Origin of the sequence: Streptomyces sp. NPDC004126, assembly GCF_050275515.1 — a bacterium.
Lineage (GTDB): Bacteria > Actinomycetota > Actinomycetes > Streptomycetales > Streptomycetaceae > Streptomyces.
In genome coordinates this window covers 67,234-83,858 of the sequence record NZ_JBNNPF010000017.1, presented here as the reverse complement: position 1 = coordinate 83,858, position 16,625 = coordinate 67,234, and the positions used below count along the sequence as shown (strand labels likewise).

Here is a 16,625-nt window from a genome sequence, read left to right as displayed (position 1 = left end):
TCCGTACCGGCCCGGGGAGAGGGCTACGCGTCCAGGCCGATGGCGAACGCGGCTTCGAGGTCGTGCTGCGAGTACGTGCGGAACGCGACGTGCGTGTCGGTGGCCTCGACGCCCGGGATCTTGCTGATGCGGCCCGGGATGATGTCCGCGAGGTTCTCGTGGCGGGCCACCCGGACCAGGGCGATCAGGTCGTACGTACCGGTGACGGAGTAGACCTCGCTGACGCTGTCCAGCTGCGCGATGGACTCGGCGATCTCGGGGATCCGGTCCACGCTGGTCTTGATGAGCACGATCGCGGTGATCACGGTTGGCTGTCTCCCTCGCCGGCAGTCACTGGTCTCCTCACTCTAGTCGTACGGCGATAGCGGGCCCACGCGTAGCAGAAGCCGAGGGAGAAGCCCACGACGTGGGCCAGGTAGGCGACCCCGGGACCGCTCCCCGCGCGGTGCGCCGCCAGCCACTGGAGGCCGAACCAGAACAGCAGCACGATCCACGCCGGGAACCGCAGCGGCAGGAAGAGCAGGAACGGGAACAGGCTGGTCACCCGCGCCCGCGGGAAGAGGCACAGGAAGGCCCCGAGCGCCGCCGAGATCGCCCCCGACGCGCCCACCAGGGTCTGGTCCGAGGAGGCGTTGGCCGCCGCGTAGGCCGCCAGCGCGAGGTAGCCCGTGCAGACGTAGAACAAGAGGAACGGCGCCCGGCCCATCCGCTCCTCCGTCATCGCGCCGAAGACGTAGAGGAAGAGCATGTTCCCGAGCAGGTGCAGCCAGCTGCCGTGGACGAAGAGCGCCGTCAGGGGGGTCAGCAGCGGGCGTCCGGCCCCCGAGAACAGCTCGTCGGGGACGACGCCCCAGTGCCGGAAGTAGGCCGTCCCCGTCTCCGTCAGCAGATCGCCCGTCCCGTAGGCCGGGTTCAGGCCAGAAGCCGGGCCGAGGAAGAACGCCGTGCAGCAGGCGGCGATCAGCGCGTACGTGACCACGGGGCCCCGGGCGGCATCGCACAGGGTCCGCCACTTTACGATCATGAGACAGAGCATGACGCAGGGGGACCCACCTGAGGGTGGTGCCAGGCCGTAGGGTTACGTGCTGCGGTCCGCCGACCGCGGCGTAGGGCTTTAATTGAATGAGCTACGAAGGAGAGAGCGGCCTGATGACGGTTCCCCTGCCGACCGACACCACCCGGTGGCGCTGCACCCTGTGCGGCAACCTCACGCGGTTCGATGTCACCCGATCGTCGAAGGTCGTGGAGTACGTCCACCTCGATCTTGCCGGGGAGCCCAAGGTCGAGGAGCGCGAGGTGGTCAGTGAGACCATCGAGTCGGTCCGCTGCCGCTGGTGCAACGCGGTGGACCAGATCGAACTCGTGGACAGGCCGGGCACCGACTCCTGACGGAGCCGGGCCCACAGTAGATCACGGTAGGGGTGACGGATTGTGGAGCCAGCAAGCGGCGCGACGCCGGCCGACGCGGCCGGCGACGCCGCGGAGGTCCTCGACCGCCCGCTGCCGGAAGGCGTGCGGCGCCGGGTCGTCACGATCGTCTCGGACGCCTTCGGCGGTCTGACGGTCGGGGACCTCCCGGCGCAGCTGCGCCAGTACGCCCGGTTCACCCCGACCCGGCGCGCCAAGTTCGCGGGCAACGCCATGGCCGCGGCCGTGGAGACCGACGGGGTCTTCCGCAGCCGGATCGCGGAGAAGCTGCGCGAGGCGCAGCCGGAGCTGACCGGGGCCCTGGAGTCGGGTGCCCCGCCGGCCGCGGCGGACCCGCTGGACGTGGCGGCCGCCGCGTACGTGCTGCGCCCGGCCGGCTGGGTGAAGCTGGTGGCGTCCGCCGGTGAGGAGGCGCAGCGCGCCGACGCCGAGCGGGTCGGCGACGAGACCCGGCGGGAGCTGGAGCGGCTGCGCGAGGAGCTGGCCCAGCTGAAGGAGTCGCAGCGCTCCGGCGGCGAGCAGGTGCGGACCGAGCTGGAGGCCGCCCGCAAGGAAGCGGAATCGCTTCAGCGCAAGCTGCGCAGCGCCCTGAGCGACGTCAAGAGGGGCGAGGCGGCCCTGCGCAAGGTCGGCGGCGAGATCGACGCGATCCGCGGTGAGGCGGCGGCGCAGGTGGCCGCGGCCGAGAGCGAGTCCCGGCGCCTCAAGTCCCGTCTCGCGGAGGTGGAGTCGGCGCTGGAGACCTCGCGCCGGGCCACCCGGGAGGGGCGCAGCATCGAGGACATGAGACTGCGGCTGCTGCTGGACACGGTGCTGGACGCGGCGGCCGGGCTGCGCCGGGAGCTGGCGCTGCCGCCGGTCTCGACGCGGCCGGCCGACACCGTGGACGCGGTGGAGCCGGGCCGGATGACGCCGAAGGACATCGCGGCGCGGGCCCTGTCGGAGACCGATCCGGCGCTGCTGGACCAGTTGTTGGCGCTTCCCCAGGCGCATCTGGTGGTCGACGGCTACAACGTGACGAAGACCGGCTATCCGACGATGCCGCTGGAGAAGCAGCGGTTGCGGCTGCTGGGCGGGCTGTCGATGCTGGCCGCGCAGACGGGTGCCGAGATGACGTGCGTCTTCGACGGTGCGGAGCTGGCGGCGCCGGTGCTGCTGGCGCCGCCGCGCGGGGTGCGGGTGCTGTTCTCCAAGGCCGGTGTGACGGCGGACGAGTTGATCCGCCAACTGGTGCGGGCCGAGCCGCCCGGCCGTCCGGTGGTGGTGGTCTCCACCGACCGCGAGGTGGCCGACGGGGTGGCGAAGGCGGGCGCCCGGCCGGTGACGTCCGCATTGCTGCTCAAGCGGCTTTCGCGCGTTTCGTAACGCAAGCGGAAGACGTACCGTCAGCTTCTCGGCACGCAGCGTGGGGCTTCTGTGAAGGAAGCGGAACGGCGTCGGGATTTTTTCCGCAGGGGGTTTGAAGTGATCAAGGACGGCTCGCTAGGGTCCGCTCAAACCTTCGTGCGGTAGCGCACCCGTTCGGGTGTGGGCCCCTGAGGAGAAGGAGCCCGCCCCCGTGGCGTCCCACCGCCGACCCAAGCAGCCGGCCCGCACGCGCGCGACCGTGCTCACCGCCACCGCCGCCGCGGCGGTCGCCCTCTCCGCGCAGTCCGCCGTGGCCGCCCCCGCCGGACCCGACAAGGACGAGGTCAAGAGCAAGGTCGACGCCCTCTACGAGGAGGCCGAGCAGGCCTCCGAGAAGTCCAACGGGGCCCGCGAGCACCAGAAGGAGCTCGAACAGGAGATCGCGCGGCTCCAGGACGCCGTGGCCCGCGACCAGGACGAGCTCAACGGCCTGCGCAACACCCTCGGTTCGCTGGCCACCGCCCAGTACCGCGGCGGCGGCATCGACCCCTCCGTCGCGCTCCTGCTCTCCGGTGACCCCGAGACCTACCTCGACAAGGCCTCCACCCTCCAGCAGTTGAGCGGCCGGCAGCTGGAGGCGGTCGCCAGGATCCAGGCCAAGCAGCGCGCCCTCGCCCAGCAGCGCCAGGAGGCCGCGGGCAAGCTCGCCGACCTCGACGCCACCCGCAAGGAACTCGGCGAGAAGAAGAAGGCCGCCCAGGACAAGCTCGCCGAGGCCCAGGCCCTCCTCAACACGCTCAGCGCCCAGGACCGCGGCCGCCTCAAGGAGGAGGAGGCCGGGCAGAGCGCGGCCGGGCAGAAGGCCGCCCCCGCGGTGAAGGCCTCCGGCCGCGCCGGGGCCGCGCTCGCGGCCGCGAAGACCAAACTGGGCAGCGCGTACATCATGGGCGCCACCGGCCCCAGCGCCTACGACTGCTCCGGACTGACCCAGTGGGCCTACGGCCAGGCCGGCGTCGGCATCAGCCGCACCACCTACACCCAGGCGAACGACGGCACGCGCATCGGCCGCAGCCAGCTCCAGCCCGGTGACCTGGTCTTCTTCTACGACGACCTGCACCACGTCGGCCTGTACGCCGGCAACAACATGACCCTGCACGCCTCCAACCCGCGCGGCGGCGTCAAGTACGAGTCGATGGACAACATGCCGTTCCAGTTCGGCGTCCGCATCTGACCCCCCGCCCCGGACGCGCCGCACACCGCCCATCCGGGCGAATTGCGCGGACCCGCCCTGACCTCGCGCCCCGCCCATGACCTGCGTCTGAGGCGGGTCGCCGCCCCGTCCGCTCCCCGGCGGTCGTTGGCCGGTGCGTGGTCGCACGGCTACTGTCTGCCAGCGCGGAACCCCGGTACACGGCCGTCCACGGGGGCGGACCCGGGCCCCGCGCAGCGGGAGGAGCGGTTCCCCATGGCGTCCCACCGCCGGTCCGGGCTCAGCGGCCTCGACCGGAACACCAAGGTCACCGCCTTCACCGCCGCCGCGGCGGGCGCCGCCGTGGCCATCACGGGCGCACCCGCGCTCGCCTCCCCGGGCCTCCCCCAGGAACCCGCCGGAAGCGCCCGCGCCCAGGTCGACCGGCTCTTCGAGGAGGCCGAGCAGGCCACCGAGCGGTACAACGAGGCCGGCGAGAAGGCCGACGCCCTGCGCACCCGGATCAGCCAGGCCCAGGACGCCGTCGCCCGCGGCCAGGACCGCATCAACACCATGCGCGGGGTCCTCGGAACCTTCGCCGGCGCCCAGTACCGCTCCGGCGGCCTGGACCCCACCGTCGAGCTGATGCTCTCCGACGACCCCGCCGCCTACCTCGACAAGGCCGCCGTCCTGGGCCGGCTCAGCGGCCGCCGCGCCCAGCAGCTGGCCGAACTCCGCGAGGAGCAGCGGCGGATCGGGCAGCAGCGCCAGGAGGCCTCCCGCCAGCTCGCCGAACTGGAGGCGCTGCGCACCGAGGTGGCCACCCAGAAGCGCTCCGTCACGGCGAAGCTCGCCGCCGCGCGCCGGCTGCTCAACGAGATGCCGTCCGAGGAGCGCGCCGACTTCGAGCGCGCCTCCCGCTCCGGCGGCCGGGGCCACGTCGGCGCCGACGGACCGCCCGACCTGCCCACCGGCGGCGGCCACGCCTCGGGCCGCGCCATGGCCGCCGTGATGGCCGCCCGGGCCGCCGTCGGGAAGCCCTACGTGTGGGGCTCCACCGGCCCCTCCGGCTTCGACTGCTCCGGGCTGATGGTGTGGTCGTACCGCCAGGCGGGCGTGTCCCTGCCGCGCACCTCGCAGGCCCAGCGGTACGCGGGCCGACGGGTCCCGCTGTCGCAGGCGCAGCCCGGGGACCTGGTGACATACCGCTCCGACGCCAGCCACGTCGGCATGTACGTCGGCAACGGCCAGGTGGTGCACGCCCCGTACCCGGGCGCGCGGGTGCGGTACGACCCCGTCGGGATGATGCCGGTGTCCTCGGTGACCCGGCCCTGACCACGGCCGTGCGTACGATCGGCGGATGACCCCGGTCCGCCGGCGCACCGCCGTACGCCTCCTCGCACTCGCGCTGTGCCCGCTCCCGGCGCTGGCCGGCTGCACGGACCCGGCGCCCGCGGCCCCGGCCGACGCGGCGGTCCGGCGGGCCGTGGCCGACTGGGCGGCGGCCCCGCCCGCGCGGCTCGCCGGGATCCCGCTGGAGGGCTGGTCGTACGCGGTGACCGCGGTCCGGCAGGACGGCGTACGGGCCTTCGCGCGCGCGGAGCTGCGCTACCGGCTCGCCGGCTACGACGCGGCCCCGGCGGTCTCGGACCGCGAGGTGGAGCTGACCCGGGACGCCGCCGGCTGGCGGGTCACCGCCGACCGGCCCGCCCCCGGGGCGCCGGCGCAGCTGTGGGACCAGGGCGATCCGGCCGCCGTGCGGGGTGCGCACAGCCTGGTCCTCGGGGTCGGCCGCAGCCCGCAGGAGCTGTCCGCCCTCGCCGCGGAGGCCGACCGGGCGGTGCCGGCGGTCAGCGCGGCCTGGCCGGGGCCGTGGGCGCGGCGGGTGGTGGTCCTGGCCCCCGCGACGCTGGACGCGATGGCCGCGCTGCTGGGACGGCCGGCCGACACCTACCGGGGCCTGGGCGCCGTCACCACCGGCAGCACCGGGGGCGGGCCGGCGCCGGCCGACCGGGTCGTCGTCAACCCGGAGGGGTACGCGGGCCTTTCCGAGGCCGGGCGGCGGATCGTCCTCACCCACGAGGTCACCCACGTCGCGACCCGCGCCGCCACCTCGGCACGGACCCCGCAGTGGCTGTCGGAGGGCTTCGCGGACTGGGCGGCGTACCGGGAGACGGGGACCGCCCCGGCCGAGGGCGCGCCCGAGCTGGCGCGGGCCGTGCGGCGCGGCGAGCTGCCGGGGGCGCTGCCGGCCGACGGGGACTTCGCCTTCGGCGGCGACCCGGCGGCGGCGGCCCGGGCGTACGAGGGCGCCTGGCTGGCCTGCCGGCTCGTCGCCGACCGCTGGGGCGAGGCGGCGCTGGTGCGGCTGTACGAGCTGGCGGGCCGCGAACCGCTGCCGACGGCGCTCCAGCAGGCTCTGGGGACGGACGCCGCCGGGCTGACGGAGGCCTGGCGGCAGGCGCTGAGGGAGGACCTCGGGTAGCCGTCCGGTACGTTGGCGGGGATGCACAAGACGCTGATCGTGACGAACGACTTCCCGCCGCGCCCGGGCGGCATCCAGGCCTTCCTCCACAACATGGCGCTGCGGCTGGACCCCGAGCGGGTCGTCGTCTACGCGTCCACCTGGAAGCACGGTGCGGAGGGCCGCGAGGCCACCGCCGCCTTCGACGCGGAACAGCCGTTCCGGGTGGTGCGCGACCGTACGACGATGCTGCTGCCGACGCCCCGGGTGACCCGGCGGGCGGTGTCCCTGCTGCGCGAACACGGCTGCGAGTCGGTGTGGTTCGGGGCCGCGGCCCCGCTCGGGCTGATGGGCCCGGCGCTGCGCAGGGCCGGCGCGCGGCGGATCGTCGCCACCACGCACGGGCACGAGGCCGGCTGGGCGCAGCTGCCGGCCGCGCGGCAGCTGCTGCGGCGGATCGGCGAGGGCACGGACACCCTGACCTACCTCGGGGAGTACACGCGCTCGCGGATCGCCTCGGCGGTGACGGACCGGGCGGCGGCGCGGATGGTCCAGCTCCCGCCGGGGGTCGACGAGAAGACCTTCCACCCCGGTTCGGGCGGCGCGGAGGTCCGGGCGCGGCTGGGGCTGTCCGACCGGCCGGTGGTGGTGTGCGTCTCCCGGCTCGTGCCGCGCAAGGGGCAGGACACCCTGATCGAGGCGATGCCGCGGATCCTGGCGGCGGTGCCGGACGCGGCGCTGCTGATCGTCGGCGGCGGGCCGTACGAGGGGGACCTGCGGGCGCTGGCCGCCGCGAAGGGGGTCGCGGACTCGGTGGTCTTCACGGGCGCCGTCCCGTGGTCGGAGCTGCCGGCCCACTACGGCGCGGGGGACGTCTTCGCGATGCCGTGCCGGACCCGGCGGGGCGGGCTGGACGTGGAGGGGCTCGGCATCGTCTACCTGGAGGCCTCGGCGACGGGCCTGCCGGTGGTCGCGGGCGACTCGGGCGGTGCGCCGGACGCGGTGCTGGACGGCGAAACCGGCTGGGTGGTCCGGGGCGGCGACCCCGACGACGCGGCGGACCGCGTCATCACCCTGCTCCGCGACCCGGAACTCCGCACCCGCATGGGCGAGGCGGGCCGCGCCTGGGTCGAACGCCAGTGGCGCTGGGACCACCTGGCCGAGGGGCTCCGCGAGCTCCTTTAGTCCCGGGAGGAGCAAAAGGCGGCGGTTCCGCTCGATCAGGGTCAATCCCGGGCGGAATCGCGCAGGCGGGCGGTGATCGACTCCCTCCCGGCTACGGTCCACACATGTCTGACTGTTACTCACATGCGTGGCAGTGCGAGTTATGGCCGGTTGGGCGGAATCCGCTCATGATGCGGCCATGACACACAACCTGACGCGCCGTCAACTGGGCCTCAACGCCCTCCGCGCCGCCGCAGCCCTCGGCATCACCCGCATCGGCCTCGGCGCCGCCGCCGCGGCCGAACCCGCCGCCGCCCAGTACGCGCCCGCCGTCGTCGTCGGCTCCGGCTACGGATCCGCCGTCGCCGCGCTGCGCCTCGGGCAGGCCGGCGTGCGCACCGTCGTCCTGGAGATGGGGCGGCTGTGGGACACCCCCGGCCCCGACGGCAAGGTGTTCCCCTCCACCTCCGCGCCCGACCACCGCTCCATGTGGTTCCGCACCCGCACCGAGGCCCCGCTCGCCCAGTTCCTCTGGCTCGACGTGGTCAACCGCGACATCAGCCCCTACCCCGGGGTCCTCGACCGCGTGAACCACGGCGGCATGTCCGTCTACGTCGGCCGCGGCGTCGGCGGCGGCTCGCTCGTCAACGGCGGCATGGCCCCGACCCCCAGACGCTCCTACTTCACCGAGGTGTTCCCCGGCGTGGACGCCGAGGAGATGTACGGCACCTACTACCCCCGCGCCCGCGCCATGCTCGGCGTGGGCGACATCGACCCCGCCTGGTTCGAGTCCACGGAGTGGTACCGCTTCGCCCGGATCTCCAGGAAACACGCCCAGAACACCGGCCTGAAGACCACCTTCGTGCCCAACGTCTACGACTTCGAGTACATGAAGCGCGAGGCCGCCGGCACCGCCACCCGCTCCGCCCTCGCCGGCGAGGTCATCTACGGCAACAACCACGGCAAGAAGAGCGTCGACAAGACCTACCTCGCCGCCGCCCTCGGCACCGGCAACGTCACCATCGAGACCATGCAGCGGGTGGTCGCCGTACGCCAGGACCCGGCCGGCGGCTACGTCCTGACCGTCCGCACCAGCGACCTCACCGGCCGCGTCACCCAGGTCCGCGAACTCGGCTGCGCGCAGCTGTTCCTGGGCGCCGGAAGCCTCGGCACCACCGAGATCCTGCTGCGCGCCCGCGAGACCGGCGCGCTGCCCGCGCTCAGCGAGAAGGTCGGGCTCGGCTGGGGCCCCAACGGCAACGTCATGACCGCCCGCGCCAACCACCTGTGGGACACCGTCGGCTGCAACCAGGCCACCATGCCCGCCCTCGGCATCGACGACTGGGACAACGCGGCCAACCCGGTCTTCGCGGAGATCGCCCCGCTCCCCATGGGCATCGAGCACTGGATCTCGATGTACCTGGCCATCACCAAGAACCCGGAGCGCGGCCGCTTCGTCTACGACGCCGCGACCGACTCGGCACGGCTGAACTGGACCCGGGACCAGAACGCCCCGGCGGTAGCGGCGGCCAAGAACCTCTTCGACCGGATCAACCGCCGCAACGTCACCATCTACCGCTACGACCTGTTCGGCGACAACAAGGCCTTCGCCGACGACTTCACCTACCACCCGCTCGGCGGCTGCGTCCTCGGCGAGGCCACCGACGCCTACGGGCGGGTCAAGGGCTACCAGGGGCTGTACGTGCTCGACGGGTCGCTCGTGCCCGGCTCGCTCGGCGTGAACCCGTTCGTGACGATCACGGCCCTCGCCGAGCGGAACATGGAGCGGATCCTCGCCCAGCCCTGAGGACTAACCGCGGTACAGAGCGTCGATCTCGTCCGCGAAGTCCTTCGCCACCACGTTGCGCTTCAGCTTCAGCGACGGCGTGATGTGGCCGGACTCCTCCGTGAACTGGGAGCCCAGGATGCGGAACTTCCGCACCGATTCCGCCTTGGACACCGCCGCGTTGCCGTCGTCGACGGCCTTCTGGACGGCGGCGATCAGCTCCGCGTCCTCGCGCAGCTCCGCCGCCGTCACCCCGGCCGGCTTGCCGTTCTCCGCGGCCCACCGGCCGAGGAACTCCTCGTCGATGGTGACCAGCGCGGCCACGAACGGCCGCCCGTCGCCGACCACCATGCACTCCGCGACCAGCGCGTGCGCCCGGATCCGGTCCTCGATCACCGCGGGGGCGACGTTCTTGCCGCCGGCCGTGACGATGAGCTCCTTCTTGCGGCCGGTGATCTTCAGGTAGCCGTCCTCGTCGAGGGTGCCGACGTCGCCGGTGTGGAACCAGCCGTCCGTCATCGCCTCGGCGGTGGCCGCCTCGTTCTTCCAGTACTCCTTGAAGACGTGCTCGCCGTGCACCAGCACCTCGCCGTCGTCGGCGATGCGCAGCACGGAACCGGGCAGCGGCTGGCCGACCGTACCGATCTTCTGCTTGTCCCACGGCAGGAAGGCGGTGGCCGCGCAGGTCTCCGTCAGGCCGTAGCCCTCCAGGACGGTGAAGCCGATGCCGCGGAAGAAGTGGCCGAGGCGCTCACCGAGCGGGGCGCCGCCGGAGATCGCGTACTCGCCGCGCCCGCCGAGGACGGCGTGCAGCTTGGAGTAGACGAGCTTGGAGAAGAGCTTGTGCTTGAGCTTCAGGCCGAAGGACGGGCCCGAGGGGGTGTCCAGCGCCCGGCTGTACGCGATCGCCGTGTCGGCGGCCTTGTCGAAGATCTTGCCCTTGCCGTCGGCCTGCGCCTTGGCCCGCGCCGAGTTGTAGACCTTCTCGAAGACGCGCGGCACGCCGAGGATCAGCGTGGGGCGGAAGGACTGCAGTTCGTCGGTGAGGTTCTTGATGTCCGGTACGCAGCCCAGCCGGATCGGCGCCAGCACCGCCGCGACCTCCACCAGGCGGCCGAAGACGTGCGCGGCCGGGAGGAACAGCAGCACGGAGCACTCGCCGGTGCGGAAGAGCGGCTTCAGCCGCTCCACCACGTTGCCGCACTCGGCGAAGAAGTTGCGGTGGGTCAGCACGCAGCCCTTGGGGCGGCCGGTGGTGCCCGAGGTGTAGACGATCGTGGCCGGGTCGTCGGCGACCGCGAGGGCGCTGCGCGCGTCCACCTCGGCGTCGGTGACCTCGGAGCCCGCGGCCACGAGGGCGCCCTGGGCGTCCTTCTCGATCTCCCAGACCTCGCGCAGCTCGGGCAGCCGGTCCCGCAGGGAGGCCACGTTCGCGCTGTGCCCGGGGCTCTCCACGATGGCCGCGACGGCCCCGGAGTCGCCGAGGATCCACTGGATCTGCTCGGGGGAGCTGGTCTCGTACACGGGGACGGTGACGCCGCCCGCGGTCCAGATGGCGAAGTCGAACAGCACCCACTCGTAGCGGGTACGGGAGATCAGTGCGACCCGGTCGCCGGGCTCGATGCCGGACGCGATCAGGCCCTTGGCGGCGGCCCGCACCTCGGCGAGGAACTCGACGGAGGTCACGTCCTGCCACTGGCCGTCGACCTTGCGGCTGATGACGGCGGTGTCTGGGTGCTGGGCGGCGTTGCGGCGGATGAGATCCGTCAGGTTCCCGTCCGACGGGACCTCGTACAGGGCCGGAAGGCTGAACTCGCGCAAGACTGCTGCTCCTCTGGGCGCCATCGCCACGTGTGGACCGACCGGACGTTACCCACCGGTAGTGGGTTCCCGATAGAGGGAACCGGCCAGATGTTCCGTGCGTCACATTCTGTACATCGCGATGCGGCGCAAGACCCGCCGATACGCTGCCGACAGTAGTCGACCGTGTTCGCGACTCGGAAGTAACCGCAGGTCCGGCCGCCTGCGACCCTCCCTCTACCCGCCCGGAGCCGAGCCCCCCTAGGGTGAGCGCATGGGTGGCAGGAAGAGTCGTACGCGGGTCCACGTCGTCAGCGACGTCCACGGGAACACCGAAGCGCTCGCACGCGCCGGAGACGGCGCCGACGCGCTCCTCTGCCTCGGCGACCTGGTGCTCTTCCTCGACTACGCCGACCACTCCCGCGGCATCTTCCCCGACCTCTTCGGCGTCGAGAACGCCCACCGCATCGTCGAACTGCGCACCGCCCGCCGCTTCGCGGAAGCGCGCGAATTCGGCCGCCGGCTGTGGGACGGGCTCGACAGGGAACGGATGATCGAGGAAGCCGTACGCCGCCAGTACGCGCAGATGTTCGCGGCCTTCCCCAGCCCGACGTACGCCACGTACGGCAACGTCGACATCCCCGGCCTGTGGAACGAGTACGCCGGACCCGGCACCACCGTCCTCGACGGCCAGCGCGTGGAGATCGGCGGCCGCGTCTTCGGCTTCGTCGGCGGCGGACTCCCCTCCCCGATGCGCACCCCCTACGAGGTCGACCCCGAGGAATACGCCGCCAAGGTCGAAGCCCTCGGCGAGGTCGACGTCCTCTGCTCGCACATCCCGCCCGAGGTCCCCGAACTCTGCTACGACACCGTCGCCCGCCGCTTCGAACGCGGCAGCGAAGCCCTGCTGGCCGCGATCCGCCGCACCCGGCCCCGCTTCGCCCTCTTCGGCCACGTCCACCAGCCGCTGGCCCGGCGGGCCCGGATCGGCGCCACCGAATGCGTCAACGTCGGCCACTTCGCCGCCACCGGCAAGCCGTGGGCCCTGGAGTGGTGACCTCCGGGTGACCTCCCTGGAGTGGTGACCTCCACACGCACGGTAGCCTGCACGCGGCGGCCGCAGGCCGCACACTTCCTCGAATCTCCCCCGGAGGAGCCACCGCGATGGCGGAACACACCAGCTCAAGCATCACCATCGACGCTTCCCCGGCCGACGTGATGGCCGTGATCGCCGACTTCGCCCGCTACCCGGAGTGGACCGGCGAGGTGAAGGAGGCCGAGGTACTGGCCACCGACGCCGAAGGCCGCGCCGAGAAGGTCCGCCTCCTGCTGGACGCCGGCGCCATCAAGGACGACCACACCCTCGCCTACACCTGGAAGGGCGCCGACGAGGTCAGCTGGACCCTCGACAAGTCCCAGATGCTGCGCCAGCTGGACGGCTCCTACCGCCTCGCCCCGCTCGACGGCGGCCGCACCGAGGTCACCTACCAGCTCACCGTGGACGTCAAGATCCCCATGCTGGGCATGATCAAGCGCAAGGCCGAGAAGGTCATCATCGACCGCGCCCTCGCAGGCCTCAAGAAGCGCGTCGAGACCCCCCGCCCCTGACGCCCCGGCCCCCTTCCGGGACACCGCCCGCGCGGCACCCGGAAGGGGCCCGCACCGGCACCGCCCGGCCCGCACCGGCACCGACCAGCACTGACCGGCCTGGCCCGCACCCGGTACTGGCCGGCCCGGCCCGCGCACCGGCACCGACCAGCACAGCAAAGGCACGGCACCACCATGCAGACCCTCCTCGTCACCGGCCCGGGAGGCGCAGGCCGCAGCACCGTCGCGGCCGCCACCGCACTCGCCGCCGCACGCGAGGGCCGACGGGTCCTGCTCCTGTGCGGCCCCGACGCCGACCCCTTCCCCGCCCCGGTCCCGGCGGGACTCCGCGTCACCCCCGTCGACTCCGGCCAGGAGTTCCGCACCGAACTCGCCGCCCTCCAGGAACGCGGCGCCGCCCTCATCGGCATGCTCGGCGGCCGCCCCCTCGGCACCGAGGAACTCACCGAACTCCCCGGCGCCGAACAGTTCGCCCTGCTCCGCGCCCTGCGCCGGGCCGCCGCCGAACCCGCCACCGACCTCGTCGTCGTGGACATGCCCCCGCTCCACCAGGCCGTGGCCACCCTCGCCCTCCCCGCCCAGCTCCGCCGCTACCTCGCCCGGCTGCTCCCCGCCGAACGGCAGGCCGCCCGCGCCCTGCGCCCCGTACTCGCCCAGCTCGCCGGCGTGCCCATGCCCGCGCAGTGGCTGTACGAGACCGCCGCCCGCTGGGACGAGGAGCTCGCCGCCGTCCAGGCCGTCGTGGAGGCCCCCACCACCCGGATCCGCCTCGTCGCCGAACCCGGCCCCGCGGCGGACACCGCCCTGCGCACCGGGATGCTCGGGCTCGCCCTGCACGAGCTGCGCACCGAGTCCCTCGTCGCGAACCGGCTCGTCCCGGCGGACGCCGCCGCGGCCCACCCCTGGGCCGCGGGCCTCGCCGAGCAGCAGCGCGCCTTCCTCGACGCATGGACCCGCCGCGGCCTCCCCGTCCACGAGCTCGCCCACCTCGGCCGGGACCCCCGCGGCACCGACGACCTCGCCGCCCTCTCCGCCACCCGGGACCTCGCCCCCGGCCCCGCCCCCGCCCCCGGACCCGGCTGGACCGTCGAGGACCGCCTCGCCGACGACGGGGTGCTCGTCTGGGCGATCCCGCTGCCCCGCGCCCGCAAGAGCGAGCTCGACCTGATCCGGCGCGGCGACGAACTGCTCGTCGCCGCCGGACCGCACCGCAGGATCGTTCCGCTGCCCTCGGCCCTGCGCCGCTGCACCGTCTCCGGAGCCGCCCTCACCGACGGCGCCCTCCGCGTCCGCTTCACCCCGGACCCGCGGCTGTGGCCGAGGGAGCGCTGAGACCCGTACCACCGTTCGGGTACCGTCGAAGGAAGACCCACCGCAGCTGCCGCCAGGAGAGTCCGCCATGAGCGAGGCCACCGACCACCCCGACGCCGACGACGCCTGGGCGCGGGCCTGCGCCGAGGACCTCGCCGCCGAGAAGGAACGCCGCAGGTCAGCGCGGCCCGGCAGCGCCGGCACGGGTACCGGGACCGCCGCCGAGGAGCTGTTCAAGCTCTTCGAAGCCGTCGCCGACAAGGTCTCCTCCCTCAACAACCCCGCCGTCGGCGCCGTCGGCGTCGCCGCCCAGGACGCCGTACGCCAGTTCGTCAACCAGGCCAAGACCGCCGCCAAGCCCGTCATCGAGCGCAACCCCGAGGTCTTCGGCCACCTCGCCGCCGCCGGATCCGAACTCCTCGCCGCCTACCGCTCCGCCGTCGAAGGCCACGAACGCCGCTGGACCCACGACGAACCCCCCGCACCCCGCAGGCCCTCCGGCGAGGGAGACGAGGGCCCCGGTACCGGCCCTGCCCAGCGGATCGATCTCGACTGAACCTCCGCCGGGCCCGTGTACGGTTGGCCGTGGCGGGGTTTGACCGGAAACCGAGGGACTAATGGGACTCACCATCGGCGTCGACATCGGCGGCACGAAGATCGCGGCCGGCGTGGTCGACGAAGAGGGCACCATCCTTGAGACGTACAAGGTGCCCACCCCGCCGACCGCGGACGGCGTGACGGAGGCGATCTGCGCCGCCGTCTCCGAGGTCAGCAGCAACCACACCATCGACGCCGTCGGCATCGGCGCCGCCGGATACGTCGACGACAAGCGCGCCACGGTGCTCTTCGCACCCAACATCAACTGGCGGCACGAACCGCTCAAGGACAAGGTCGAACAGCGCATCGGCCTGCCCGTCGTCGTCGAGAACGACGCGAACTGCGCCGCCTGGGGCGAATACCGCTTCGGCGCCGGCCAGGGCCACGAGGACGTCATCTGCATCACCCTCGGCACCGGCCTCGGCGGCGGCATCATCATCGGCAACAAGCTGCGCCGCGGCCGCTTCGGCGTCGCCGCCGAGTTCGGCCACATCCGCGTCGTCCCCGACGGCCTGCTCTGCGGCTGCGGCAGCCAGGGCTGCTGGGAGCAGTACGCCTCCGGCCGCGCCCTCGTCCGCTACGCCAAGCAGCGCGCCAACGCCACCCCCGAGAACGCCGCGATCCTCCTCGGCCTCGGCGACGGCACCGCCGACGGCATCGAGGGCAAGCACATCAGCGAAGCCGCCCGCGCCGGCGACCTCGTCGCCGTCGACGCCTTCCGCGAGCTCGCCCGCTGGGCCGGCGCCGGCCTCGCCGACCTGGCCTCCCTCTTCGACCCCTCGGCGTTCATCGTCGGCGGCGGCGTCTCCGACGAGGGCGACCTCGTCCTCGACCCGATCCGCAAGTCCTTCAAGCGCTGGCTCGTCGGCGGCGCCTGGCGCCCGCACGCCCAGGTCCTCGCCGCCCAGCTCGGCGGCAAGGCCGGCCTCGTCGGCGCCGCGGACCTGGCCCGCCAGGGCTGACACCCCCTCGTTTCGGCTGCGACTGCCCGCCGCGCCCCCTGTGGGAGCGGCGGGCAGCTGCGTATGTTCGAGGCATGCCGCACATGCCGCACATGCCGCGCACGCTGCACACGCTGCCGAAGTCCGTGACCGAGCCCGACGGCTCAGCCGTCATCCGGGCCCTCAGCTACAACATCCGCTCGCTGCGCGACGACGAGGAAGCCCTGGCCCGGGTCATCCGCGCCTGCGCCCCCGACCTGGTGTTCGTCCAGGAAGCGCCCCGGTTCTTCCGCTGGCGCAAGCACGCGGCGAGGCTCGCCGCGAAGACCGGCCTCGTGGTGCTGGGAGGCGGAGCCACCGCGGCCGGACCCCTGCTGCTGTGCTCGCTACGGGCCTTCGTGGAACGCACCGAGGACGTCCTGCTCCCGCGCACCCCCGGCCTGCACCGCCGGGGCTTCGCCACGGCCGTCGTCCGCTTCGGCGCCGCCCGCGTCGGCGTGGTCAGCGCCCACCTCTCGCTGGACGCCCGCGAACGGCAGGCGCAGGCGCAGCTGCTCCTGGACCGGGCCGCCGCCCTGGGCGCACCGCACGTGATCGCGGCCGCCGACGTCAACGAGGCGTCGGGCGGCCCCGCCTTCGGCCGCCTGTCGGGAGCGCTCCAGGACTGCTGGACGGTCTCCCCGTGGGGCGACGGCGACACCTTCCCCTCGACGGCCCCGAACCGCCGCATCGACGCGGTCTTCGCCTCCCGGGGCGTGGAGGTCCTGGCCTGCGGAGTCCCCACAGGGCTCCCGGGGATCACCACCCCCGACCTCCGCGCCGCCACCGACCACCTCCCGGTCCTGGCGGCACTGCGGCTCCCGGCGGGGTGAGGAGGGGCCGGGCGCCGGCCGACCGGGCATGCGGCCCCTCATTTCTCAGCGTCGGACGACCGTCCGGGGCTGGTACCCGCACCAGAAGACGATCTGCATGGCAGCTCCGACTCGGTTG

The 16,625-nt window shown here is 73.5% G+C and carries 16 protein-coding genes; 13 read left to right on the top strand and 3 right to left on the bottom strand.

From position 1 onward, the window contains the following. Positions 1-23: 23 nt before the first annotated feature. A complete protein-coding gene (locus ACQKM2_RS18185; RefSeq protein WP_007263678.1) occupies positions 24-305 on the bottom strand; it encodes an Lrp/AsnC family transcriptional regulator in 282 nt (93 codons plus the stop codon). Then, the gene (locus ACQKM2_RS18180) at positions 302-1,036 is read right to left on the bottom strand and encodes a rhomboid family intramembrane serine protease (protein ID WP_427710841.1); all 735 of its coding nucleotides are present in this window, start codon (positions 1,034-1,036) and stop codon (positions 302-304) included. The genes ACQKM2_RS18185 and ACQKM2_RS18180 overlap by 4 nt, the downstream gene beginning before the upstream one ends. A 113-nt stretch (positions 1,037-1,149) precedes the next feature. Between ACQKM2_RS18180 and ACQKM2_RS18175 the strand changes: the two genes are divergently transcribed. The 7 genes from ACQKM2_RS18175 (at position 1,150) to ACQKM2_RS18145 (ending at position 9,399) form a co-directional block, all read left to right on the top strand. Further along, positions 1,150-1,389 carry a hypothetical protein gene (locus ACQKM2_RS18175; RefSeq protein WP_007263676.1) on the top strand — a complete coding sequence of 80 codons (240 nt, stop codon included), beginning with the start codon at positions 1,150-1,152 and terminating at the stop codon, positions 1,387-1,389. 39 nt (positions 1,390-1,428) lie between these two features. Continuing rightward, positions 1,429-2,793 carry an NYN domain-containing protein gene (locus tag ACQKM2_RS18170; RefSeq protein ID WP_427710939.1) on the top strand — a complete coding sequence of 455 codons (1,365 nt, stop codon included), beginning with the start codon at positions 1,429-1,431 and terminating at the stop codon, positions 2,791-2,793. Positions 2,794-2,986: 193 nt separating this feature from the next. Beyond that, entirely contained in the window at positions 2,987-4,006 is a 1,020-nt protein-coding gene (locus tag ACQKM2_RS18165) for an NlpC/P60 family protein (RefSeq protein ID WP_427710839.1), read from the top strand. Between the two features lie 234 nt (positions 4,007-4,240). Further along, on the top strand, positions 4,241-5,299 hold the full coding sequence (locus tag ACQKM2_RS18160) for an NlpC/P60 family protein (RefSeq protein WP_427710837.1): 1,059 nt from the start codon (positions 4,241-4,243) through the stop codon (positions 5,297-5,299). Positions 5,300-5,324: 25 nt separating this feature from the next. Beyond that, on the top strand, positions 5,325-6,449 hold the full coding sequence (locus ACQKM2_RS18155; protein WP_427710835.1) for a hypothetical protein: 1,125 nt from the start codon (positions 5,325-5,327) through the stop codon (positions 6,447-6,449). A 21-nt stretch (positions 6,450-6,470) separates the two neighbouring features. Further along, positions 6,471-7,613: a glycosyltransferase family 4 protein gene (locus ACQKM2_RS18150; RefSeq protein ID WP_427710833.1), complete on the top strand. Its 1,143-nt coding sequence runs from the start codon at positions 6,471-6,473 to the stop codon at positions 7,611-7,613. 178 nt (positions 7,614-7,791) lie between these two features. Continuing rightward, a complete protein-coding gene (locus tag ACQKM2_RS18145; protein ID WP_427710831.1) occupies positions 7,792-9,399 on the top strand; it encodes a GMC oxidoreductase in 1,608 nt (535 codons plus the stop codon). A 3-nt stretch (positions 9,400-9,402) separates the two neighbouring features. On the opposite strand, the gene ACQKM2_RS18140 is transcribed toward ACQKM2_RS18145, so the two are convergent. Next, positions 9,403-11,199, bottom strand: coding sequence for an AMP-dependent synthetase/ligase (locus tag ACQKM2_RS18140; RefSeq protein ID WP_427710829.1), 1,797 nt, complete (start codon positions 11,197-11,199; stop codon positions 9,403-9,405). Positions 11,200-11,452: 253 nt separating this feature from the next. Here ACQKM2_RS18140 and ACQKM2_RS18135 point away from each other — a divergent pair, with 253 nt between their 5' ends. The 6 genes from ACQKM2_RS18135 (at position 11,453) to ACQKM2_RS18110 (ending at position 16,507) form a co-directional block, all read left to right on the top strand. Further along, positions 11,453-12,235, top strand: coding sequence for a metallophosphoesterase family protein (locus ACQKM2_RS18135; protein ID WP_427710827.1), 783 nt, complete (start codon positions 11,453-11,455; stop codon positions 12,233-12,235). Positions 12,236-12,342: 107 nt separating this feature from the next. Continuing rightward, positions 12,343-12,786 carry an SRPBCC family protein gene (locus tag ACQKM2_RS18130; RefSeq protein WP_007263665.1) on the top strand — a complete coding sequence of 148 codons (444 nt, stop codon included), beginning with the start codon at positions 12,343-12,345 and terminating at the stop codon, positions 12,784-12,786. A 174-nt stretch (positions 12,787-12,960) separates the two neighbouring features. Next, positions 12,961-14,118: an ArsA family ATPase gene (locus ACQKM2_RS18125; protein WP_427710825.1), complete on the top strand. Its 1,158-nt coding sequence runs from the start codon at positions 12,961-12,963 to the stop codon at positions 14,116-14,118. 67 nt (positions 14,119-14,185) lie between these two features. Continuing rightward, positions 14,186-14,653: a DUF5304 domain-containing protein gene (locus tag ACQKM2_RS18120; protein WP_427710823.1), complete on the top strand. Its 468-nt coding sequence runs from the start codon at positions 14,186-14,188 to the stop codon at positions 14,651-14,653. A gap of 61 nt (positions 14,654-14,714) precedes the next feature. After that, entirely contained in the window at positions 14,715-15,656 is a 942-nt protein-coding gene (locus ACQKM2_RS18115; RefSeq protein WP_427710821.1) for an ROK family glucokinase, read from the top strand. Between the two features lie 74 nt (positions 15,657-15,730). Continuing rightward, entirely contained in the window at positions 15,731-16,507 is a 777-nt protein-coding gene (locus ACQKM2_RS18110; protein ID WP_427710819.1) for an endonuclease/exonuclease/phosphatase family protein, read from the top strand. Positions 16,508-16,625: the final 118 nt, after the last annotated feature.

Coding starts and splice junctions, on each gene's coding strand:
- ACQKM2_RS18180 (WP_427710841.1), bottom strand. CDS start 1,036: ATGCTCTGTCTCATGATCGTAAAGTGGCGGACCCTGTGCGATGCCGCC.
- ACQKM2_RS18175 (WP_007263676.1), top strand. CDS start 1,150: ATGACGGTTCCCCTGCCGACCGACACCACCCGGTGGCGCTGCACCCTG.
- ACQKM2_RS18160 (WP_427710837.1), top strand. CDS start 4,241: ATGGCGTCCCACCGCCGGTCCGGGCTCAGCGGCCTCGACCGGAACACC.
- ACQKM2_RS18155 (WP_427710835.1), top strand. CDS start 5,325: ATGACCCCGGTCCGCCGGCGCACCGCCGTACGCCTCCTCGCACTCGCG.
- ACQKM2_RS18150 (WP_427710833.1), top strand. CDS start 6,471: ATGCACAAGACGCTGATCGTGACGAACGACTTCCCGCCGCGCCCGGGC.
- ACQKM2_RS18145 (WP_427710831.1), top strand. CDS start 7,792: ATGACACACAACCTGACGCGCCGTCAACTGGGCCTCAACGCCCTCCGC.
- ACQKM2_RS18135 (WP_427710827.1), top strand. CDS start 11,453: ATGGGTGGCAGGAAGAGTCGTACGCGGGTCCACGTCGTCAGCGACGTC.
- ACQKM2_RS18130 (WP_007263665.1), top strand. CDS start 12,343: ATGGCGGAACACACCAGCTCAAGCATCACCATCGACGCTTCCCCGGCC.
- ACQKM2_RS18125 (WP_427710825.1), top strand. CDS start 12,961: ATGCAGACCCTCCTCGTCACCGGCCCGGGAGGCGCAGGCCGCAGCACC.
- ACQKM2_RS18120 (WP_427710823.1), top strand. CDS start 14,186: ATGAGCGAGGCCACCGACCACCCCGACGCCGACGACGCCTGGGCGCGG.
- ACQKM2_RS18115 (WP_427710821.1), top strand. CDS start 14,715: ATGGGACTCACCATCGGCGTCGACATCGGCGGCACGAAGATCGCGGCC.
- ACQKM2_RS18110 (WP_427710819.1), top strand. CDS start 15,731: ATGCCGCACATGCCGCACATGCCGCGCACGCTGCACACGCTGCCGAAG.